19 protein-coding genes are annotated in these 23,177 nt (G+C 44.4%); 6 read left to right on the forward strand and 13 right to left on the reverse strand.

Annotated elements, in window-relative coordinates:
* Positions 1–123: 123 nt before the first annotated feature.
* Both glyS and glyQ read right to left on the reverse strand, forming a co-directional pair.
* The gene (glyS, locus tag BW947_RS16780; protein WP_076501690.1) at positions 124–2,193 is read right to left on the reverse strand and encodes a glycine--tRNA ligase subunit beta; all 2,070 of its coding nucleotides are present in this window, start codon (positions 2,191–2,193) and stop codon (positions 124–126) included.
* 10 nt (positions 2,194–2,203) lie between these two features.
* On the reverse strand, positions 2,204–3,109 hold the full coding sequence (gene glyQ, locus BW947_RS16785; protein WP_006083814.1) for a glycine--tRNA ligase subunit alpha: 906 nt from the start codon (positions 3,107–3,109) through the stop codon (positions 2,204–2,206).
* Positions 3,110–3,225: 116 nt separating this feature from the next.
* On the opposite strand from glyQ, the gene BW947_RS16790 reads away from it, so the two are divergent.
* Positions 3,226–3,801 carry a DNA-3-methyladenine glycosylase I gene (locus BW947_RS16790; RefSeq protein WP_076501693.1) on the forward strand — a complete coding sequence of 192 codons (576 nt, stop codon included), beginning with the start codon at positions 3,226–3,228 and terminating at the stop codon, positions 3,799–3,801.
* Positions 3,802–4,003: 202 nt separating this feature from the next.
* On the opposite strand, the gene BW947_RS16795 is transcribed toward BW947_RS16790, so the two are convergent.
* The 5 genes from BW947_RS16795 to fadB all read right to left on the reverse strand — a co-directional run bounded on the left by BW947_RS16795 (position 4,004) and on the right by fadB (position 11,744).
* Positions 4,004–7,192: an amidohydrolase family protein gene (locus tag BW947_RS16795; protein WP_076501696.1), complete on the reverse strand. Its 3,189-nt coding sequence runs from the start codon at positions 7,190–7,192 to the stop codon at positions 4,004–4,006.
* A 217-nt stretch (positions 7,193–7,409) separates the two neighbouring features.
* Positions 7,410–7,859 carry an MOSC domain-containing protein gene (locus BW947_RS16800; protein WP_076501698.1) on the reverse strand — a complete coding sequence of 150 codons (450 nt, stop codon included), beginning with the start codon at positions 7,857–7,859 and terminating at the stop codon, positions 7,410–7,412.
* Between the two features lie 48 nt (positions 7,860–7,907).
* Complete coding sequence (gene tusA / locus BW947_RS16805) at positions 7,908–8,153, reverse strand: sulfurtransferase TusA (RefSeq protein ID WP_076501699.1); 246 nt, start codon at positions 8,151–8,153, stop codon at positions 7,908–7,910.
* Between the two features lie 254 nt (positions 8,154–8,407).
* Complete coding sequence (gene fadA, locus BW947_RS16810; protein WP_076501701.1) at positions 8,408–9,571, reverse strand: acetyl-CoA C-acyltransferase FadA; 1,164 nt, start codon at positions 9,569–9,571, stop codon at positions 8,408–8,410.
* Positions 9,572–9,593: 22 nt separating this feature from the next.
* Positions 9,594–11,744 (reverse strand): fatty acid oxidation complex subunit alpha FadB, encoded by a 2,151-nt coding sequence (gene fadB / locus BW947_RS16815; RefSeq protein ID WP_076501704.1) that lies wholly within the window; start codon positions 11,742–11,744, stop codon positions 9,594–9,596.
* 489 nt (positions 11,745–12,233) lie between these two features.
* On the opposite strand from fadB, the gene pepQ reads away from it, so the two are divergent.
* From pepQ to hemG (BW947_RS16835), 4 genes are all read left to right on the forward strand, one after another.
* A complete protein-coding gene (gene pepQ / locus BW947_RS16820; protein WP_076501707.1) occupies positions 12,234–13,553 on the forward strand; it encodes a Xaa-Pro dipeptidase in 1,320 nt (439 codons plus the stop codon).
* 30 nt (positions 13,554–13,583) lie between these two features.
* Positions 13,584–14,198: a YigZ family protein gene (locus tag BW947_RS16825; protein WP_076501709.1), complete on the forward strand. Its 615-nt coding sequence runs from the start codon at positions 13,584–13,586 to the stop codon at positions 14,196–14,198.
* Between the two features lie 77 nt (positions 14,199–14,275).
* Positions 14,276–15,733, forward strand: coding sequence for a TrkH family potassium uptake protein (locus BW947_RS16830; RefSeq protein ID WP_076501712.1), 1,458 nt, complete (start codon positions 14,276–14,278; stop codon positions 15,731–15,733).
* A 2-nt stretch (positions 15,734–15,735) separates the two neighbouring features.
* A complete protein-coding gene (hemG, locus tag BW947_RS16835; protein ID WP_076501715.1) occupies positions 15,736–16,260 on the forward strand; it encodes a menaquinone-dependent protoporphyrinogen IX dehydrogenase in 525 nt (174 codons plus the stop codon).
* Positions 16,261–16,318: 58 nt separating this feature from the next.
* On the opposite strand, the gene BW947_RS16840 is transcribed toward hemG (BW947_RS16835), so the two are convergent.
* The gene (locus BW947_RS16840; protein WP_076501717.1) at positions 16,319–16,627 is read right to left on the reverse strand and encodes an ArsR/SmtB family transcription factor; all 309 of its coding nucleotides are present in this window, start codon (positions 16,625–16,627) and stop codon (positions 16,319–16,321) included.
* Positions 16,628–16,826: 199 nt separating this feature from the next.
* Here BW947_RS16840 and hemG (BW947_RS16845) point away from each other — a divergent pair, with 199 nt between their 5' ends.
* Complete coding sequence (gene hemG / locus BW947_RS16845; RefSeq protein WP_076501721.1) at positions 16,827–17,378, forward strand: menaquinone-dependent protoporphyrinogen IX dehydrogenase; 552 nt, start codon at positions 16,827–16,829, stop codon at positions 17,376–17,378.
* A 70-nt stretch (positions 17,379–17,448) separates the two neighbouring features.
* Here the strand turns inward: hemG (BW947_RS16845) and BW947_RS16850 are convergent, their stop codons facing one another.
* The 5 genes from BW947_RS16850 to def are packed head-to-tail and all read right to left on the reverse strand — an operon-like array spanning position 17,449 to position 23,100.
* Positions 17,449–18,891, reverse strand: a complete 1,443-nt coding sequence (locus BW947_RS16850) for a TrkH family potassium uptake protein (protein ID WP_076501724.1) — start codon at positions 18,889–18,891, stop codon at positions 17,449–17,451.
* 17 nt (positions 18,892–18,908) lie between these two features.
* Complete coding sequence (gene trkA, locus BW947_RS16855; protein ID WP_076501726.1) at positions 18,909–20,318, reverse strand: Trk system potassium transporter TrkA; 1,410 nt, start codon at positions 20,316–20,318, stop codon at positions 18,909–18,911.
* Between the two features lie 15 nt (positions 20,319–20,333).
* Complete coding sequence (gene rsmB, locus BW947_RS16860) at positions 20,334–21,620, reverse strand: 16S rRNA (cytosine(967)-C(5))-methyltransferase RsmB (RefSeq protein WP_076501729.1); 1,287 nt, start codon at positions 21,618–21,620, stop codon at positions 20,334–20,336.
* A 2-nt stretch (positions 21,621–21,622) separates the two neighbouring features.
* On the reverse strand, positions 21,623–22,579 hold the full coding sequence (gene fmt / locus BW947_RS16865; RefSeq protein ID WP_076501732.1) for a methionyl-tRNA formyltransferase: 957 nt from the start codon (positions 22,577–22,579) through the stop codon (positions 21,623–21,625).
* An 8-nt stretch (positions 22,580–22,587) separates the two neighbouring features.
* Positions 22,588–23,100 (reverse strand): peptide deformylase, encoded by a 513-nt coding sequence (def, locus tag BW947_RS16870; RefSeq protein WP_076501735.1) that lies wholly within the window; start codon positions 23,098–23,100, stop codon positions 22,588–22,590.
* Positions 23,101–23,177: the final 77 nt, after the last annotated feature.

Here is a 23,177-nt window from a genome sequence, read left to right on the forward strand (position 1 = left end):
TCAGGTTATGTGGATTCCTACTGTTTAGCTAAATTAGGCGCATCGTTTAAGGGCTAAATAAAATCGGGACAATAAAAAAACGCGCTAGTTAGCGCGTTTTTATAAAGCGTAAGCACCGTATCGTTATTGCAGTAGTGAAATATCTGCTACGTGCAAGAACTGCTCGCGTAGGTTATTTAATAAAGCTAAGCGATTGTTTTTCAAAGCATCATCATCTGCCATAACCATTACATCTTCGAAGAACTTATCTACGCTTTCACGTAGGCCGGCCAACAGAGTTAATGCTTGCTGGTAATCGGCATTGGCAAATAATGGTGCTAACTGTGGTTGCAGCTCGTTTAATTTGGCTGCTAATGCTTGTTCTGCGACTTCGGTTAATAAATTCGCATTGATGGTTGTCGGTAAAGCCCCTTCAACCTTAGCGAGAATATTAGATACACGTTTGTTCGCTGCCGCAAGTGCGCTAGAAGCTTCTAGGCCTTTAAAGTGGGATACCGCATTGATACGACTATCAAAATCAGCAGGGCGTGTTGGACGACGTGCAAGCACGGCTAAGATCACATCAACACCTATGCCTTTATCTTGATACCAAGCGCGGAAGCGTGCCATTAAAAACTCTAACACTTCGTCGCTTGCATTGGCGTTGCTTAAGTTAGTGCCGTGCAGTGCTTGTGCTTTAGTAATAAGGTCAACCAAATCAAGCGGTAGCTTATTTTCAACTATAATACGTAGTACGCCAATGGCCGCGCGGCGTAGGGCAAATGGATCCGCTGCGCCTTTAGGTGCTTGGCCAATGCCAAAGATACCGACTAATGTATCAAGCTTATCTGCTAATGCGACGGCGCAAGATACGCCCGCTGTTGGTACTGTATCACCAGAGAACTTAGGCTTGTATTGCTCTTCCTGTGCTAAAGCAACGGCTTCAGTTTCACCATCAAGGCGGGCGTAATGCATACCCATAGTGCCTTGAGTGTCGGTAAACTCCATTACCATATTGGTCATTAAATCGGTTTTAGATAATAAACCTGCACGGGCTGCATCAACGGTATTGACGCCAGTTTGCTCCGCAATATAAGCGGCTAGGGAACTGATACGGTTAACTTTATCTTTTAATGTGCCTAATTGCTTTTGGAATAATACGGTTTCAAGGCTTGGCAGGCGCGATTCTAGAGTGTGCTTTTTATCGGTATTAAAGAAGAATTCGGCATCGGCTAAACGTGGACGGACAACTTTTTCATTACCAGAGATAATTTGTGCTGGGTCTTTAGATTCTATGTTGGTTACAAAGATAAAGTTGGGTAGCAATTTACCCGCAGCGTCAAAAACAGGGAAGTATTTCTGATCGCCCTTCATGGTGTAGACCAAAGCTTCAGACGGTACGGCCAAAAACTTATCTTCAAAGCTTGCGGTTAATACCACCGGCCATTCAACTAAAGAGGTCACTTCTTCAAGCAGATTCTCTTCGATATCGGCTGCGCCACCAATCTTAGTAGCGGCTTTTTCGGCATCAGCTTTGATTAACGTTTTACGGCTTTCATAATCGGCGATGACTTTACCTTTTTCTTTTAGCTCAGTAAGGTAGTTATCAGCATGCGCTAATTCAAACTGCTTGAGACCCATAAAGCGGTGACCGCGAATGGTACGTGCCGATTTAATACCTAATAATTCACCTTCAATCAACTCACTGCCTAACAACATAGTGGCAGTATGGACAGGGCGGATAAATTGGGTTTTATTATTACCCCAGCGCATTGGCTTAGGAATAGGCAGTTTATCGAGAGCACGCTGCGCCATAGCTGCAATTAAACTTTTGGTTTCAACGCCTTCTACTTTGGCGTTATGGACTAACCATTCGCCTTTATCTGTAGCTAAACGCTCGGCTTGCTCAACGGTTATGCCATTGCCACGTGCCCAACCTTCAGCGGCTTTAGTCGGTTTACCTTCAGTATCAAAGGCTGAACTCACGGCGGGGCCGCGTTTTTCAACCACTTTGTCGGCTTGTGCAAGGGCAAGTTCAGTGATGTTAATCGCCAGACGACGTGGCGTTGCGTACCAAACGGCTGAGCTAAACGCTAAATCGGCTTTGGTGAGTTCTTCGGTAAAGTTAGCTAGAAATGATTCAGCTAGTTTACGTAATGATTTAGGTGGTAATTCTTCCGTGCCTAACTCTATGAGTAAGTTTTCAAAATTCATGTTTTTACCTCTACTTACACATTGGGAAGCCAAGTGCTTCGCGTGCCTGATAATAAGATTCAGCGACCGCTTTTGCCATAGTTCGAACGCGTAAGATGTAGCGTTGGCGCTCGGTAACTGAAATAGCGTGGCGAGCATCGAGTAGGTTGAAGGCGTGTGAGGCTTTCATTACTTGCTCATAGGCGGGTAGAGGTAATGGTTTTTCCAGTGACAATAAATGCTGACACATTTTTTCGCACTGATCGAATAAGGTAAACATAAAATCTACGTCTGCGTGCTCAAAGTTATAGGTCGATTGCTCGACTTCGTTTTGATGGAATACATCACCATAGGTGATGCGCCCCAGCGGACCATCGGTCCAAACGAGATCATAGACACTATCAACACCTTGAATATACATGGCTAGACGTTCAAGACCATAGGTGATTTCACCTGTGACCGGACTACATTCGATGCCGCCAACCTGTTGAAAGTAAGTAAATTGAGTCACTTCCATACCGTTGAGCCATATTTCCCAGCCTAAGCCCCAAGCACCTAGCGTTGGAGATTCCCAGTTATCTTCTACAAAGCGGATGTCATGGATTTGAGTGTCAATACCCAATGCTTGCAGTGAGCCTAAATAGAGTTCTTGGATATTGTCAGGAGAAGGCTTCAACACGACTTGGAATTGGTAATAGTGCTGTAAACGGTTAGGGTTTTCACCGTAACGACCGTCCGTAGGGCGGCGCGATGGCTGCACATAGGCACTGCTCATAGGTTCTGGCCCTAAAGAACGCAAGAAAGTTTGTGGGTGGAATGTACCCGCGCCGACTTCCATATCTAGAGGTTGAACGATTGCACAGCCTTGCTGTGCCCAATATTCTTGCAGGGTGAGAATGAAACCCTGGAATGTTTTTACGTCGTGTTTTGTCGTCATGTCTACTTGTCTACTGCCGTCAGCCTGAATAGAAAATGGTTTCGATTATACCTTGTAGATATCTGCTTATGTAGGTTATTTTCTACCTTCTTAATTAAAACAATAGGGGATGTGAGATGGATGAGATCCGCTGCGGCTGGGTAAGTGATGATCCCTTATATAGGGAATACCACGACAAAGTGTGGGGGCGACCGGTTCGAGATCCTCGGGAGCTATTTGCCAAGTTATGTTTAGATGGGCAGCAGGCCGGATTATCTTGGATCACGATCCTGAAGAAACAACAAAACTATGAACAAGCCTTTGCCAATTTTGAGCCTGAAGTTATTGCGACTTTTGATGAAGCGAAAGTTGAAGAGTTAATGTTAAACGCTGGCATAGTACGCAATCGATTAAAGGTGAATTCTATCATCAAGAATGCTAAAGGTTATTTAGCTTATACAGCGGATGGAAAGGATTTCTCTGAATTTTTATGGAGTTTTGTTGGTGGCAAACCCATAGTTAATCAATTCACATCAATGTCGCAGATTCCGACACAGACAGCAGAATCAGAAGCTATGTCTAAAGCATTAAAGAAGCAGGGCTTTAATTTTGTCGGCCCAACAATTTGTTATGCCTTTATGCAGGCGGTAGGTATGGTGAACGATCACCTAGTCGATTGTATTTCGTATCAGGCATGTGTTGAACTCAGTTAACTTACGCATAATCTTGAGAAGCATTAATCACTTTATTGGCTGATTTTTTGACGACAATGCGCACCACAGTGCTATTTGAAATCCAGAGACAAAAAGGCATGTTCCACGTGGAACATGCCTTTTGATTTTTAAGGTTATGTATTGCTCGCCAAAATAGTTACAGCAACAAACTATTCTGCAATTTTAGCCTTTAAGAATTAACTTAGATTTTCTCAAAGAAAAACGGCTGACGTTTTTCTTTATCCCCATTAAGCTCATTCATTGTCTCAGCGTTAAAAAGCTTGCCGTTGACCATGGTATAACTGACTCTGTCAGTGACGCGTATATCAGCGAGTGGGTCACCATCAATCACGATCAAGTCTGCAAGCTTACCTTGTTTAATAGACCCAAGTTGATGTTCCATACCAAAAGTGGTTGCTGGATTAATAGTGGCAGCTTTAAGTACCTCCATATTACTCATGCCGCCTTGGGCAAACATCCACATTTCCCAATGTGCTGCTAAACCTTCGCGCTGTCCATGGGCACCTATATTGGGATGAACACCTACCTTATTGAGTTCATTTGCAACTTTAGCTACGTTGAAATGATTGTAATGGCTATCGGGCGCATGTGGGCGTCGCATTGATCGAGCTTGTAAAATATCTGCTGGCACATACATGGATAGGCGCGGATGTGCCCATACATCGGTTTTATCATACCAATAGTTTTCTCCAGAAATGCCTCCGTAGGCGACGACTAAGGTTGGCGTGTAACCGACTTTAGTTTGGCTCCAGAATTGTTTGATATCATCATAAATTGTCGCAACGGGTAGAGAATGCTCAACCGTAGTATGGCCATCAGCGACCATAGTGAGATTGTGTTGCAACAAACTGCCACCTTCAGGAACAACCATCATTTCGAGTTCACGTGCGGCAGCAATAACTTGCTGTCTCTGATTACGGCGTGGTTGGTTGTAACTTTTTACGCTAAACGCGCCGACTTTTTTAAGGCGCTCAAGGTGAAACTTGGCATCATCGAGTGAGTCGATGTGCGACGTATACCCCGGTGCATTGGCGCCATATAAAATAGTACCAGTAGAGAAAATACGCGGGCCAACGATATGTCCTGCTTTTTGTTGTTCGGAAGCGGCAAAAATCTCAGAGGTATCATTCGATGGATCGTGAATAGTGGTGACACCCAAGGAAAGGGCTGAATATAATGCCCAGTTTTGCTGTGGCACAATTTCATCATCCGCCTGTGGTCCATGGGCATGAGCATCGAATAGCCCCGGCATGATTGATTTTCCTTTGATATCGATAATCTGCGCATCTTTAGGAATGGTAATATTGGTATCACCAACGGCGACAATATGATTGTCTTTGACTATGACCACGCCATTATCAATGACTTGGTCGTTTTCCATGGTAATCACTTTGCCACCGACGAAGGCGATTGTTCCACGTGGAACATCTGCATTTTCGGTAAAGCCTAAATTAATAATGTTTGGTTGGGCTTTTTGATCTTTGTTGAGATATTGAGTATCAACCTTAGCTTGATAAAGCTCAGGGCCGAGTGTCCAATACAGTTGATCACTCTTACTATTCCAGCTGATACTTTCACCGGCGCGGACGCTTAATTGACTAACGGGTAGGTTACTGGCATTGGGGCTAATCTCAACAGTCTCGCCGTGCTTGGCAAAAGGAGTCACCCATACCTTAAAGCGTTCAGCGAACGCGAGTTGTTCACCATCGGGTGAAACTCTAAACTCAGTCGCATGTTTGCTACTGTAATGAACCCGCTTATCGAAGCCATCTAAGTTGATGGAGGCTAACTGTGGCGTTTCATCTTCGCTGCTATCCATAAAAAAGATACGTTCGGCATTGGCACCAAATTGTGCTTGGTAGCCATCAGTGCTGATTTTTTTATTGTTTTTACCTTTGATATCGACCTTATATAGTCCAGGTTCCTGCGACCAAGTTCGAGGTGTAAGGTTACCGCCTTGAGCTTTGCGATACACTACAAGTTCGCCATTGGGGGAAAAGGTGGCTTCGATATACTTTCCTGGGTCAGCCGTGAGTTGCTTAGGCTTACCACCGTTAGCGCTAATAACTTGAACTGTCCCTTGGTCTTGGTCGTTCCAAGTGGTGAAAACAATATTTTTACCATCACGGGACCATTGTGGATACAGTTCTTCAATCTCGTTGCTGAGTTCAGTTAAACGCGACATTTTTCCGTCTGGTAATGATTTTAACCAAATTTTACCCAGTGCTTCGAATACCACCCTATTGCCATCTGGGGATACCTGCGCCATACGCAACATTTTCACATCAAAAACATCGTTATCTATATTTTGCTTAAAACGCACTGAGGGCTGAACTGCTAACTCGGTTTTTACATTAAAGGGAATATTAGTAACTGTTTTATTAGCAATATTTAAGCGGTTAATCTTTCCCTTCGCCCAGAAGAAAATATCCTTATTATCTTGAGTCCACGCCATTGTTGGGTAGACACCATGAATTGCCCAAGTTTCTTGCATATCGCGGTCTAGCTCGCCAAACAGTTTAGTGCTTTCGCCAGACTTTAGATCTAGCAAATAAAGCGCTGATTGAAAATCATCCCGCTTGATATAGGCAAGCTTAGTACCGTCAGGGCTCGGTGTTGGTCTAATTGCACCACCGGTACCTTCAATTAGTATTTCGATATCACCGCTTTGAGTATCATAGCGTTTAATTTTATAGATGCCATTTACCGAGTCCTTTGAGTAGTGGAAGGACTTACCAGGCGTATCATCCTGGCTAAAGTAGATATAACGGCCATCAGGCGAATATGCCGGTTCACCTAAATCCTTCTCTTCATTAGGGCGTTCGGTTAGTTTAATGCCTTCTCCACCTGCGACGTGGTAGAGCCATACTTCGCCAGCGCCTAAACTGCGACTAGCGGTAAAATGCTTACGGGCAACAAGATACTGAGAATCAGGGCTCCAAGCTGGGCTGTTTAATAGTCTGAACGTTTCCTGGGTGACGGTTCGTGGATTGCTGCCATCGGCATCCATTATCCAAATATTATCTCCGCCATCGGCATCTGAAGTAAATGCAATGTGCTTGCCATCTGGGCTATAGATGGGCTGCATCTGCCAAGCAATTCCCCGTACTAATGGCTTAGCCTCACCTCCATTGACAGGAATTTGATAAATGTCTCCGAGTAGGTCAAAGACGATATGTTTACCGTCTGGGCTGACACTGAGGTTCATCCATGTTCCCTCATTCACATCAATATTGACTTGTTGTAAGGGGGAATTTGCTGGTGCGTTAACATTCCATGTTGATTCTTTAGTGTCTGCGGCATTTACTACGAAGGTATTTATCCCTAGAGTGAGGGCGATGTAAAGCGGGGTAAGTTTAGGTTTAAACATGTCACTTCCTGTTCTCGTTCTTATGGACTACTCAAATTGTATTTATCGCAAAATTAATTTTTGTTAATGTTTAACCTAGTTATCGCATAAATAGCTAAGAAGGAGAACGTAAATACTGTTTCAAGTGATGACTGAGGGCATGTCGTGGGTAAAATAAAGCAGCAAACAAAGCGTTTGTGTTTAGCGAGCTGAAGGAGTTTAAGATAAGAGACGGGATTTAGATGGTGACTATCAATATTTCGACGTCGTCACCGAGGTGGATCATACCATTATGTATAACTCGGCAGGTTACACCGCCGCGCCAATCTGGGCTCAACGCCGCTTCTAAGCCAGTATGAGCTATTTCTATCTTTTGGCAGGGATCAGTCTCGCCGGTAATTTCTAAGCGTAACTCACCAATCAGTAAATGTTTACCTACGTCTGCACGGTTAAACATCAGACCATCAATAAGCAAGTTTGCTCTGCGAGTTATCCAGGGTAAATCAGCCTGAATACTCTGGCATGCCTGTAGCCACTGTTGCTGGGAGAGAATCGTTACTTGGCGCTTACCTGGGCGGCCAAAGATATCGTTCTCTACACCTTTCAATTGGGTGACGTTAGCGCAGAAAACTTCGTTCATAGTGCCGCGCCTTGCAGTCTTATAGGCAATACCCAACAGTTTTGGCATAACTTTACGTTCTCACAGTAGATCAGGGTTATTGTATTGCTATACGACTTAAAGGCCTTTTTTGATCAAATATTGATAGGGTGTTTGCGTTGTTTTACTGGCGATAAGAGTGTGATCCATAAACTCACAAAAACTTGGAATATCGCGCGTTGTTGCAGGATCATCAGCAATGATCAGCAATGTCTCACCAGCTGCCATTTGTCTTACTGTTTTACGTACCATCATTACGGGTTCTGGGCAGCGTAAGCCAAGGGCGTCGAGTTTATGCTGTGCGGTTGAGAAAGCGTCGTTCATATTACCTCTACTGAACGTTTAAGCAGAATGAGCTAATGTTACTCCAGCACCCATGATAAACCAAGTTGATGATTTAAATTTGTGAGTTGTTCTCGGGTATTATTGGGAGTCATTATTCATGTGAGATATTAAATGTTTCACGTGGAACATTTATAGATTTTGTTATGTACAGCGGCTGTAAATAGAGTGATAGCTAATTTTTAATATAAAAAAGCCGGAACATGTGTTCCGGCTTTAATGATTCGAGCAATAAATTAAACGCGTTCGAATACTGTTGCGATACCTTGGCCTAAACCAATACACATAGTCGCTAAACCTAAGGTCGCGTCTTTGTCTTCCATCAAGTTGATCAGCGTCGTAGAGATACGTGCGCCTGAACAGCCCAATGGATGACCTAGTGCAATCGCGCCGCCGTTGAGGTTGATTTTGTCGTCAACCACATCTGCTAGGCCTAAATCTTTTACACAAGGTAAAGACTGCGCTGCAAATGCTTCGTTAAGTTCAATCACATCTAAATCGGCAACGGTAATACCGGCGCGAGCCAGTGCTTTTTGCGTGGCAGGAACTGGGCCATAGCCCATAATCGCCGCATCACAACCTGCAACCGCCATAGAGCGAATACGTGCACGAATTGGCAAGCCAAGTGCGCGTGCTTTAGATTCTTCCATGATCAGCATAGCTGAAGCGCCATCAGACAATGCAGAAGAAGTACCCGCTGTTACAGTACCATTTACCGGGTCAAATACTGGGCGCAGTGCCGCAAGAGATTCCATTGTGGTTTCTGGGCGGATTACTTCGTCTTGCAGTACTTTAATTAAGGCGCCGTTAGCATCGTGACCTTCAATGCCATAGATTTCCTTGGCAAAGCGGCCTTCTACAGTCGCAGCATAGGTACGTTGATGTGAACGTACTGCAAAAGCATCTTGCTGCTCACGGGTAATACCGTGAAGTTTACCTAGCATTTCAGCCGTTAAACCCATCATGCCAGAGGCTTTTGCCACGTTCTTGGCAAGACCTGGGTGGAAGTCGACCCCATGGCTCATTGGTACGTGGCCCATGTGTTCAACACCACCAATAATAAAGGTGTCGCCCATACCAGTCATAATTGCACGTGCCGCTTGATGGATTGCATCCATTGACGATCCGCATAAACGGTTAACCGTCACAGCACCAGCAGTCTTTGGAATGCCCGCTAATAGCGAAGCGTTACGGGCGATGTTGAAGCCTTGCTCTAGGGTTTGTTGCACGCAACCCCAAATCACGTCTTCAATCAGGTTAGGGTCGAGTTGCGGATTACGCAGCAACAGACCTTTCATTAATTCGGCAGACAGAGTCTCTGCACGCACATTACGAAATACGCCTGCTTTAGAACGGCCCATAGGAGTACGAATACAGTCTACGATAACAGCTTGTTTCATGATTAAATTCCTTTCCCGCTAATTAGGCTTGGTAGTAGCTACCGTTATTGGTGGCTTTTGCACGCATCGCATCTGTGACTTGATACAGGCCGCCCAAGTGAGCGTATTTATCGGCTAAGGCCACAAAGTTTGCGATACCCATGGTATCCAAATAACGGAATACGCCGCCTCTAAATGGTGGGAAACCTAAACCATAAACTAGGCCCATATCCGCTTCGGCAGGCGATGCGACAATACCTTCTTCTAAACAGCGCACGGTTTCGATGATCATCGGGATCATAGTACGGGCAATAATGTCATCAGCTTCGAAGGCTTTTAACTCGCCAAAGGCATCTTTCAATAGGCCGTAGCTCGTTGGATCGACATCTTTCTTTGGCTTACCACGGCTATCGACTGAATAGACATAGAAACCTTTACCGTTTTTCTGGCCAAGACGTTTATTGTCAAACATCACATCAATCGCGTCAGTACCAGATTTACCCATACGGTCAGGGAAACCTTCGGCCATAACTGCTTGAGCATGATGACCTGTGTCTAAACCTACTACATCAAGCAGGTAAGCTGGGCCCATTGGCCAGCCGAATTGTTTTTCCATCACTTTGTCGATAGCGGCAAAGTCACCACCATCGGCAAGTAAGCCATTAAAGCCGGCAAAGTAAGGGAAAAGTACACGGTTAACAAAGAAACCAGGGCAATCGTTAACTACTATGGGGGTTTTGCCCATTTTGCTGGCGTAAGCCACAACTGAAGCGATAGTTTCTTCAGAGCTATGCTCGCCGCGGATGACTTCAACTAATGGCATTTTGTGCACTGGGTTGAAGAAATGCATACCGCAGAAACGCTCAGGTTTTTTCATGCTCTTAGCGAGCAAGTTGATTGAAATCGTTGAGGTATTTGATGCGATAATCGTATCTTCACTCACATAACCTTCAACTTCGGCTAAAACCTGTGCTTTAACTTTTGGATGCTCAACAACGGCTTCTACGACGATATCACTGTGTTTGACCGCAGCATAATCTAATGAAGGCGTAATGTTGTTCAGTACTTTAGCCATTTTTTCAGGCGTTGAGCGGCCACGGGCAACTTGCGCCGTCAGTAGTTTAGCGGCTTCATTGAGGCCTAAATCTAATGCTGGCTGGGCAATGTCTTTCATGACAATTGGTGTACCTTTGCTGGCACTTTGGTAGGCGATGCCGCCGCCCATAATGCCTGCGCCTAATACGGCCGCATTGTTTACTGCTTTGGCTAACTTACCTGCTTTTTTCGCTTTTCCTTTAACAAATTGATCATTAAGGAAAATACCAATAAGTGCTTTAGCTACGTCAGTTTTAGCTAACTTGATAAAGGCTTGATGTTCGATTTGTAATGCTTCAGTGCGGCCTTTAGTTGATGCCTGCTCAATCACGCTAACGGCTGCCATTGGTGCAGGGTAGTGTTTACCCGCAACCGCAAACACCATGCCTTTAGCAGTAGTAAATGACATCATAGCTTCAAGTCTTGGCAGCGTGAGCGGCGATAGCTTACGCTTACGTCGTGCTTGCCAATCTAGCTTCTCAGCAACCGCATCTTTCAGCATTTGAATCGCAGCGGCTTCTAGTACTTGCGGTGCAACCACAGCATCGACAGCACCGACTTTTAATGCATCTTCAGCGCGTTGGTCTTTACCTGTGGTTATCCACTCAAGTGCGTTATCTGCACCAATCACGCGTGGCAAACGAACCGTGCCACCAAAACCTGGGATGATGCCGAGTTTAGTTTCAGGTAAACCGATTTTGGCTGTGGTATCTGCGATACGGAAATCGGTTGCCAAAACAGTTTCACAGCCGCCACCTAAGGCAAAGCCTTTGATTGCTGATGCTGTTGGGAAAGGCAAATCTTCGAGTTTATTAAATACAGCGTTAGCTTGTTCAACCCAAGAGAGCAGAACTGCGTCATCTTGCGAAAATAAACCTAAAAACTCGGTAATATCGGCACCTACAATAAAGGTGTCTTTACTTGAGGTCAGCACTAATGCTTTGATATTAGAATCTTGCTTGATGCTATCTAATGCTGCATCGAGCGAGGCGAGGGTTTCTCTATCGAATTTATTCACCGAACCGGGTGCGTTAAAGCACAGCTTGGCAATATTATCCTCGAGTAACTCAACTTGAATTGTAGGACTTTGGTAGATCATTGCTTGCTTCCTTTTGGCTTAAAAGTAATACCCACCATTATGTGTTGGTGATTAGTACAACTCTCTATCTCACAGCAGCTTCGGCCATCATTTGACCAGTTGTATGTCAGTGTGCTTTGAAATTCGAAAAATTACAACACTCAATTTAAACGACTGTTTAATTTGTTGCCAGCTAGAGTGGTTTTTCACCTTTGTGATACACTGCACAGAGTACAATACACTTAGAATGCATTAGATTACTTTGCCGATAAATAGGTCTTTGTAGCTGTTTACCTGAGAAGTTCAAAGCTTAAGTTATATTATATTTTAATATAACTTAAAATATAATCAGATAGTTACATGCTTATCGTCCCTTACTTAGTGGCTATACATCTTAGATTGAGTAACAATTTATCGTTTTGGGTGAATCTGTTGTTCATGATCAGATTAAGATAATGTGAGCAAATCTGGCACATATTATTAACTTTTATTCATTGCAGGAGATGACAAATGGATCAGCTGGCTCATCACTATCGTGCCCATATTGCCGAATTAAATCGTCGAGTTGCAGAGGTTTTATCTCGAGAAGCCTTTTCTGGTTTAGTGATCCATTCGGGTCAGCCCCATCGGATGTTTTTAGATGATATTAATTATCCCTTTAAGACCAATCCGCACTTCAAGGCGTGGTTACCTGTTTTGGACAATCCAAACTGTTGGTTAGTGGTTAATGGCCGCGATAAGCCGCAATTGATTTTTTATCGTCCCGTTGATTTTTGGCATAAAGTTTCTGATGTGCCAGAGATGTTTTGGACTGAGCATTTTGATATTAAATTATTAACTAAGGCTGATAAGGTCGCCGAATTATTACCAACAGATATCGCGAATTGGGCGTATCTGGGGGAACATTTAGATGTGGCTGAAGTATTGGGATTTACTAGCCGTAACCCCGATGCAGTAATGAGTTATTTGCATTATCACAGAAGTACCAAAACCGAATATGAACTGGAATGTATGCGCCGCGCTAACCACATCGCAGTGCAGGGGCATTTAGCGGCTAAAAATGCTTTTTATAATGGTGCGAGTGAATTCGAAATTCAGCAGCACTATTTATCTGCAGTCGGTCAGGGCGAGAACGAAGTACCCTACGGTAATATTATCGCCCTCAACCAAAATGCAGCTATTTTGCATTACACCGCATTAGAAAATCAAAATCCTACGCGTCGTTTGTCATTTTTAATCGATGCGGGAGCAAATTACTTTGGTTACGCCTCTGATATCACTCGTACCTATGCATTTGAGAAGAATCGTTTTGATGAGTTGATCACGGCAATGAATAAAGCGCAGCTAGAGCTCATCGACATGATGCGCCCTGGGGTGCGTTATCCAGATTTACATTTGGCTACCCACGCTAAAATCGCGCAAATGCTGCTGGATTTTGATCTCGCCACTGGTGATATCCAAGGCTTGGTCGAACAGGGCATTACCAGTGCTTTTTTCCCCCATGGTTTAGGTCACATGTTGGGTCTGCAAGTGCATGATGTTGGTGGCTTCTCCCACGATGAACGCGGTACTCATATTGCTGCGCCAGCGACTCATCCGTTTCTGCGTTGTACTAGAGTTTTAGCGCCAAACCAAGTGCTGACGATGGAACCAGGTTTATACATCATCGATACCTTGCTTAATGAGCTAAAACAAGATGATCGTAGCCAGCAGATTAACTGGAAAACCGTGGATGAGTTAAGGCCTTTTGGCGGTATTCGTATTGAGGATAACGTCATAGTACATCAAGATAGGAACGAGAATATGACTCGTGAATTCGGTTTGACTTGATTGATCATAGGTAAGCGTTAGGGCGGATATGTGCTCGAAAGTTATAAGGTTCCCTGCGAGAATATCGTGATTGAAGAGGAGATAAAGCATAGCCGCTTTATCTCTTTTCTGTTTCATTGCGATAGTGTTGATAAATTAAAGTTAGTACTCACTGACATAAAGCGTGATTATCCTGGTGCAAGCCATTATTGCTACGCCTTTGTTGCCGGTGCGCCAGATAATAGCATCTTGATTGGTTCGAGTGATGATGGCGAGCCAGCAGGAAGTGCGGGACGTCCTATGTTAACGCTATTACAGGGCGCGAACATTGGCGAAATTGGCGCTATTGTAGTGCGCTATTATGGTGGCACTAAGTTAGGCGTTGGTGGTTTAGTACGCGCTTACACCTCCGGATTAAGGCAAGGATTACTTCAATTACCGACTAGGCTTAAACAATTACGTTATCCTGCTAAGCTGCATTGTGATTATGCACAACTGCGCGACGTTGAGCATGTCTTACAGCAAGTAGATGCGGTGATTATTGATAAGCAATTTACTGAGGCTGTTGATATTGAGTTTGAAATCGGACGGCAGCAACAAGCATTACTTTGTGAGTTGCTGGCAACACTTAGCCAGGGAAGTTTGCTGCCTGAGTTTGAGCTGTGATGCCTGCGTAAACTATGCCAAAATAGCTTAAATGCTGAAAATACCTTTGCAGCCTATGGAATAATTGAACTCGCGTAATGCAATATAAAACAATAATAAGAATTATAGGCCTATTAGTCGGCTTGTTTTCCATCACTATGTTGCCCCCAGCACTAATTGCCGTATGGTACAACGATGGTGGTGGTACAGCATTTGTGCAAGCATTTTTTGTCAGTTTGTTTATTGGTTTCTGGCTTTGGTATCCTAATCGTCGCTGTAAAGAAGAGTTACGAACCCGAGAGGGGTTTCTTATTGTTGTTCTATTCTGGACCGTACTGGGGTCGATTGGTGCATTACCTTTTATATTCTCTAGCGAGCCAGATCTTAGCTGGACGGATAGTTTCTTCGAATCTTTTTCTGCATTAACCACCACAGGTGCAACCGTTATCGAAGGGCTTGATTCCCTACCTAAAGCCATCTTATTTTATCGACATTTGCTGCAATGGCTCGGTGGTATGGGGATTATCGTATTAGCCGTAGCTATTTTACCTGTACTAGGGATTGGAGGAATGCAGCTGTATCGGGCAGAAATTCCTGGACCGGTGAAAGATAATAAAATGACCCCGCGTATTGCCGAAACAGCTAAGGCACTGTGGTATATTTATTTATTCCTTACCGTTGTTTGTGCAAGCGCTTATTGGTTGGCGGGTATGAGTCTTTTTGATGCGGTTTGTCACTCATTTTCGACGATTGCGATTGGCGGATTCTCTACCCATGATGCCAGTATGGGCTATTTTGATAGCCCTGCGATTAATCTTATTTGTGCGTTCTTTTTAATTGTTTCAGCCGTCAATTTTAGTGTGCATTTTGCGGCGTTTTCCCGCAGAGGTATCAACGTAAAAGTATATTTTAAAGATACTGAATTTAAAATGCTGGTGGCGATTCAGTTTACCTTGACGGCGATCTGTTTTGTAACCCTTTACCAGTCTGGCATTTACGATACACCTGAAGAAACACTCGATCATGCGTTATTTCAGGTGGTATCGGTGGCGACTACCGCAGGATTTGGTAGTGAAAGCTTCCATTTATGGCCACTCTTTTTACCCATCCTATTGATTTTTTCAAGTTTTATTGGCGGCTGTGGTGGTTCTACTGCTGGCGGCATTAAAGTTATCCGTATTATTCTATTATTATTGCAAGGCTCCCGTGAGTTAAAACGTTTAGTCCATCCTAAAGCGATGTTTTCGATTCGTATTGGTTCTAAAGTGCTATCTGATCGCGTTATTGATGCAGTGTGGGGGTTCTTTTCAGCTTATGCCCTTGTTTTTGTTGTATCTATGCTCGCTCTGATGGCGCTAGGGCTTGATGATATTACCGCTTTTAGCGCTACAGCAGCATGCCTTAATAACTTAGGCCCAGGTTTAGGCGCCGTTGCCAGCAACTATGCCAGTATTGGTGATGGCGCTAAATGGGTACTCTTGATTGCTATGCTTTTTGGGCGATTAGAAGTCTTTACTTTACTCATTTTGTTTACGCCAACTTTTTGGAAGAACTAATCATGCAAACATTAATAATCTATTCAACAATAGATGGCCAAACCTTAGCTATTTGCCAAAAAATGAAGCTCATTGCTGAGCAAGCTGGTGAACAAGTTTCGTTAGTTACATTAGAACAGGCTGAAGCTTTGAACTTGGTTGATTTTGACAAAGTATTGATTGGTGCCAGCATTCGTTATGGTAAGCATAGACCGGCGCTTTACCAGTTTGTAAATCGCCACCATGCAGTATTAAATACTAAGGTTAATGGTTTTTTTACCGTTAATGTTGTGGCGCGCAAACCGTTAAAAAATACACCAGAAACTAACCCTTACATGCAAAAATTTCTGCAATTATCATTATGGCAACCACAGCTGTTAGAAGTATTTGCGGGTAAAATTGATTATCCTAAATACGGTTTATTCGATAGAACTATGATACGTTTCATCATGTGGGTGACAAAAGGCCCTACTGATATCTCGGGCACCTTCGAGTTTACTGATTGGGATAAGGTTGACGCTTTTGGTAACCGGTTTAGCCAAGCTTAACGATATTTAAGCCCCAGTGGCATAAAATGCTAGAGCTTAACTTTACTGATTTGCCGTATTATGCCGCGCAGTAGCGGCTATACAGAATTGAAATTACTTGAGTTACCTGTTCGTCCTTGAGCTTATAGTAAACAATTTGCGAGCTCTTACGGGTATCAACCAAATCTTCAGTACGTAATACTGCTAAATGTTGGGATAGTGCCGACTGGCTTAAAGGCACCGTGGCATTAAGCTCAGTTACGCTCAACTCTTTGTCGAGTAGTAGGCACAAAATCATTAGGCGATAAGGGTTCGCTATAGCTTTGAGCCATTTTGCCGCACTTTCTGCATTAGTTACCATTGCAGCTACATCTATATCATTTTGCATAAGGTCACTCACTTTATCGCTTTTTATTAGATAATTCTAATTGAACACATCTGTCAACGTAATCATACTGCTCAGCCATGTAGATCTCAATTTTTGCATCTAAGAATATGAGATACGACTACTTTGTGATCCTATCAGAGGTTTATGTCGCGTAATCTTGCCACAATAGCCTACTAACTGAGTAGATTTGGAATTTCCTATGATACGTGTTCTTGTGCTTTATTTTACCCGTGGCGGCCACACCGCCAAGATAGCCAGTGCAATTGCCGACCAATTAATATTACGTGGAGTTCAAGTTGATCTCATTGATATCAACAGTGCAGCAGCTAAGTCTATTAACTGGTCTGATTATCAAGCCGTTGCTTTAGGCGCCTGTGTACTCTACGGCAGTTATGATAAAAGTGTGTTTCAATTTATTGAGCAGCATGCACGTGCTTTGGATGCCTTACCAAACAGTTTCTTTTGCGTCAACGTGGTGGCGAGAAACCCTGAAAAGCGCATCCCAGAGAATAATAAATATCTGCAAAAGTTTATTACACTATCACCTTGGACACCTGCAGACCTTAAAATTATTGCCGGTAAAGTGGATTATCCTTCATGGCCTTGGTACGACCGGTGGATGATCCAGTTGATTATGAAGATGACCAAAGGCCCAACCGATCCTAAGTCGGTTATCGATTACACCGACTGGGAAGATGTGAAGGTCTATGCCGATCATCTGCTTGAATTAGTCGACGTTACCGCTATTTAGGACGAGTCAGGCTTAATAGAAAAGGCGCTTAACAAGTTAAGCGCCTTTTTAGTATCCAAGCTCTACAGAATTAATACTTCCAGAAACTCGGGTGAAATAATACCGCTACGGTCAATATCTCTAAGCGTCCGAGTAACATGCCGAGAGCCAATGCCCATTTAGCCACATCGGGTAGCGTCGAAAAGTTACCCGCAGGGCCGATAATAGGGCCTAAACCTGGGCCTACGTTTGTAACCGCGGTGATTGCACCGGTAAAGCTCGTCATCGGGTCGAGTCCCGTTAATACTAAAATCACTGATAAGCCCACGATAACCATCATAAATAACAGCACAAAAGTGATCAGTGAACGCACAATATCTTCACTGATGATGCGGTTATTGTAGCGTTCTCTAAAAATACCATTCGGATGACACTGTTGTTTTAATTGCTCGCGCATAATAGCGCCAGCAATTTGAAAACGGAAAATTTTTATCCCGCCAGAGGTAGAGCCTGAGCAGCTGCCGACAAACATTAAAAATAGAAAAGCAATGTTTGCAAAGGCGCCCCAAGCACCGTAATCCGTTAAGCCATAACCTGTGGTGGTCACCACTGAAACCACGTTAAAGCTGGATAAACGCAATGCATCAAGTAATGCGATATCGCGGGTTTGCCATAGCCAAAATCCAATAGAGCAAGACACTATGGTCAGAAAAAACAGAAAGCCCTTAACCTGAGCATCGTTCCAAATCCGCACATCTCTTTGCTGTATGCTGTGTACAAACATCAGTAACGGCAGGCCACCCGCAGCCATAAACACCACACCGACCCAATGAGCAGAGTTTGAAAATGCAGCCATTGAGTTATCAGAGGTTGAGTAACCGCCAGTCGATAGGGTAGTCATAGCATGGTTAACGGCTTGAAACCAAGTCATGCCCGCAAGATGATAGGCTACGCAACAGATACTGGTAAGGGTGATATACACAAGAAATAGATACTTAGCCATACTCTGAGTACGAGGAACCGCTTTATCGCTCCAATCGGAGGATTCTGTTCTAAATAGCCTCATTCCGCCGACGTTTAAAAAAGGCAGAATGGCTACCGCCATCACAATAAAGCCGATACCGCCCAACCACTGTAATAAAGAGCGCCAAATCAGGATACTGTGATCCATGGTATCTAAACCCGATAGGACGGTAGAGCCGGTGGTCGTGATACCTGACATGGTTTCAAAGAAAGCATCCGTGTAACCAATGCCGTGGTAAAGGGTAAAGGGCATGGCAGCAAATAAACTGACGATTAACCACGTTAAGCTGGTCAATAAGAACATATCGCGAATATTAAGATTGATAGTTTTACTCTGCCCATTATGCAAACACAGGCTGGCACTAATGCCAGTTAATAAAGCAGATAGCATGAAAGAGCCCACGGTTTCTTCGCCATTGAATATAGCAAGAAGTAGTGGAATTAACATGAAGGCTGTCAGCATCGACAAAAACAGCCCTAAAATAAACAATAGCGGTCTAAAGTTCAGCATGGATAGGGCTTAGAGGTTTAAAAGAAAAAAGCACTGGGTTGGAAAAGTTTCTCGACTTCGCCAACAAATTTTTTATTCACTAAAAACAAAATGACGTGATCGCCTTGTTCTATCACTGTTTTATCGTGGCCCATCAGTACTTCGTCATTACGGACAAGGGCGCCAATTGTAGTACCTGGTGGTAATTTCACATCACCAATGGCTTTACCAACCACTTTTGACGTACTTGAATCACCGTGGGCAATGGCCTCAATCGCTTCTGCCGCGCCGCGGCGTAACGAATAAACGTTACAAATATCACCCTGACGAATATGGGTTAATAGGGCTGAAATCGTCGCTTGTTGTGGTGAAATTGCGATATCAATATTCGCTTCTTGCACGATATCAACATAGGCTTCGCGCTGGATCAATACCATGACTTTTTTTGCGCCCATGCGTTTGGCTAATAAAGCCGACATGATATTGGCTTCATCATCATTGGTAACGGCAATGAATACGTCGGTTTGGTCTATGTGTTCTTCAAGCAGTAATTCTTGATCTGATGCGTCACCGCAAAATACGGTGGTATTTTCGAGTTGTTCCGATAAGGCTTCTGCCCGCTCATATTTATGCTCAATCAACTTGACTGAGTGAGTACGTTCAAGGCGTTTGGCTAAGCCTAATCCTATGTTACCGCCGCCAGCGATCATAATATTGCGGTAGGTGCTATCGAGTTTTTGCATTTCGCTCATGACTGCGCGAATGTGACGACTATCAGCAACGAAGAAGACTTCGTCATCGGCCTCGATAATCGTGGTGCCGCGGGGCATAATTGCTCGACCTTGGCGAAAAATTGCCGCGACCCGGGTATCAATATTTGGCATATGTTCGCGAAGTGCCGCTAAAGCATTACCCACCAGCGGGCCACCATAATAGGCACGAACAGCCACTAAACTTAGGCGACCCTCGGCAAATTCGAGCACTTGCAATGCGCCAGGATACTCAACAAGACGTTGAATGTAAGCAGTCACTAACTGTTCAGGGGCGATTAACTCATCGATCACAAAACCACCGCGGGGACGACCATCGCTATTTTTCGTTTCACTGTCGATAAACAGTTTATCGCGCATTGCCAAATAAGGTTCTGAACGAATTCGGGCAATTTTAGTGGGGGTACCAAAAAGGGTGTAAGCAATCTGGCAGGCGGCCATGTTGCATTCATCACTGTTAGTGACGGCGATTAGCATGTCGGCATCTTCCGCGCCAGCTTCTCTGAGTACATCAGGGTTAGCTGCGTGGCCTGTTACAACGCGAAGGTCGTATTTATCTTGCAGGGCGCGTAATCTGGATTTGTCATTATCGACTATGGTGATGTCATTGTTTTCACCTACCAAATTTTCTGCCAAGGTTCCCCCGACTTGACCTGCGCCTAATATGATAATTTTCATGGCCTTGCTTACTTCCTAATCGGTCGCTTTTAATAAACGGGCATAATAAAACCCATCCATATTGTCTTGTCCTGGCGTGATTTGCCAACCTATATCTTGTGGCGAATTTTGCTGGGGTAATGTATCTAGCTTAGCATCTGCCGTTCTTTCTAAAAACGCACTAATCTGGTCGCGATTTTCCTGCGGTAAAATCGAGCAAGTGGCATACAGCAGCGTACCGCCCGGTTTTAGCCATTTCCAGCAATGATCGAGAATTTGCTGTTGTAGCCCTGCGAGCTCTTCAATGTCATGGTTTTTACGTAACCACTTGATATCGGGATGACGGCGAATCACTCCTGTGGCAGAGCAAGGCGCGTCCAGTAAGATACGATCAAATTGTTCACCTTGCCACCATGAGTCAATATTGGCCGCATCACCATGTATAAGCTCAGCTTTTAATGATAGGCGGTCAAGGTTCTGTTGCACGCGCTCGAGGCGTTTGGCATCAAAGTCGACGGCGACGAGTTTGATACTCGGCTCAAGCTCGAGTAGATGACAGCTTTTTCCACCGGGCGCTGCGCAGGCATCAAGTATTAGCTCATTAGCTTGTGGGGCAAGCAGTGTCGCCGCCCATTGCGCTGCGCCATCTTGTACTGATGCCGCACCGTCATGGAAGCGTGGCAGGGTGGCGACATCCTTGGGATGGGCCAAGAGAATGGCATCGGCGCTAGTGCCTTCGCTCGCTTCAATATCAAGTTCGGCTAAGGCGGCGAGGTATTCGGTACGGCTCTGGGATAAGCGATTATTACGCAGCCACATAGGTGGGCGCTCATGACTCTGTTGGATAATTTCTTGCCACTGCTCGGGATAAGCTTCTTTTAAGCGCTTAATCAACCAAGCGGGTGTGTTGTAACTTAACGTATCAGACTCTGTGCTTAGTGGCGAAAGCTGACGCTGAATGTTGCGTAGGACACCGTTTACAACCTTAACCATGCCTTCAAATTTTAATTGGCGACAGGCCTCGGCAGTTTCTGAAATTGCGGCATGGCTTGGAATGCGAGTGAAGTAAAGCTGATAACACCCAATGATCAACAGCTGGTGGATAATCCTTTGTTTACCTTTGAGGGGTTTCTCAAGGCATTCGCTGATGCGTTTTTCTATTTGTGGCAGAGTGCGCATCACGCCGTAGCAAAGCTCAGCGAGTAAGGCTTTATCTTTGCCGCTGGCAAGATGCTTTTGTTGATCGGGCAGTGCCACTGACAGTGACACACCTTTTTCTAATACTTCGAAGATGGCTTTAGCTGCCAGCGCGCGCAAGTTCATGGCTATTGTGCCTCGCTTGCGAGGCGAGTATTTGGGCTAAACCATTCACCTCGAGCATTGAGAATATCAGCAACACTGAGCGGTTTTTTCCCTGGTAGCTGCATGCTTAGCAGGGTTAGCACGCCATCGGCAGTGGCGATGTCGATGCCTTTCTTGCTGGCGCTGATAATCGTACCCGGAGCGGCTGTGCTAATGGTTTCGCTAACTTGAGTTTGCCACACCTTAATGGTATTGCCTTGGTGTTCAAAGTAACTCACTGGCCAAGGATTAAAGGCACGGACTTCTTGCCAGAGTTGTTTGGCAGATTTATTCCAGTCGAGCCTGGCTTCTTCTTTGCTGAGTTTTTCAGCGTAGTTGGCTAAGGCTTCATCTTGTTTTTCGGCGGTTAAAGTACCGTTAGCTAAGCCTTCGAGGGCTTGCAATAGGGCAACAGGGCCTTGTTTCGCCAGTTTTTCGTAAAGACTGGCTGAAGTGTCGCTATCTTCAATTGGTAGATAGGTTTTAAGCAGCATGTCGCCCGTGTCTAAGCCGACATCCATTTGCATGACAGTCACACCCGTTTCAGTGTCGCCCGCCCACAGTGCGCGCTGAATAGGCGCTGCACCGCGCCAGCGTGGCAAAATAGAACCGTGAACATTAATACAGCCTAAACGTGGTGTATCTAGTACGACTTTTGGCAGAATTAGACCGTAAGCAACCACTACCATAATATCGGCATTAAGCTCGGCAAGCTGTTGTTGTGCAGGCTCTTTGCGTAATGAACCGGGTTGATAAACAGGGATGTTATTGGCTATGGCCAGTTCTTTTACTGGACTTGCGGTTAGCTTCTTGCCGCGACCTGCAGGTCTATCGGGCTGGGTATAAACGCCAATCACATTATGGTGTGAGTCCAACAGTGCTTGTAAGTGGCGAGCTGCAAAATCTGGTGTTCCGGCAAAGATGATGTTGAGTGGTTTCAAATCTAATCCTATGCTTCTTTGGCGTCCAATCGGGCCGCTTTTTCAAGTTTCTGTTTGATCCGCTGACGTTTTAGCGGTGATAGATAATCAACAAACAATTTACCTTTGAGGTGATCCATTTCGTGTTGAATACAGATAGCGAAGAGCTCATCAGCCTCAATAATAAATTCATTACCGTGCCTGTCTAAGGCTTTTACCGTAACAAATTCAGCGCGATCAACTTTGGCATAAATACCAGGAACCGATAGACAGCCTTCTTCGTTGCAGAAGTCACCACTACTGGCGATAATCTCAGGGTTGATAAACACCTTTGGCCGCTCGACTTCATCTTGTAAGTCCATAACAATAAGCTGTTTATGGTAATCCACTTGAGTTGCAGCTAATCCAATTCCTTTTTCTTGGTACATGGTTTCGAACATATCATCGATTTGAGTCTGCAATTCAGCATTAAACTCAGTGATAGGTGTGGCTTGTGTCCGTAATCTTTCATCGGGAAATTGTAAAACTTTTAATAGTGTCATACATAAACTCTTAACAAGTCTGTCAAATACCTATCAGTTAGTTATACTCACTGATGCTAATGGGTTAATTTTAATCT

Source organism: Shewanella morhuae (genome assembly GCF_900156405.1).
Classification (GTDB): domain Bacteria; phylum Pseudomonadota; class Gammaproteobacteria; order Enterobacterales; family Shewanellaceae; genus Shewanella; species Shewanella morhuae.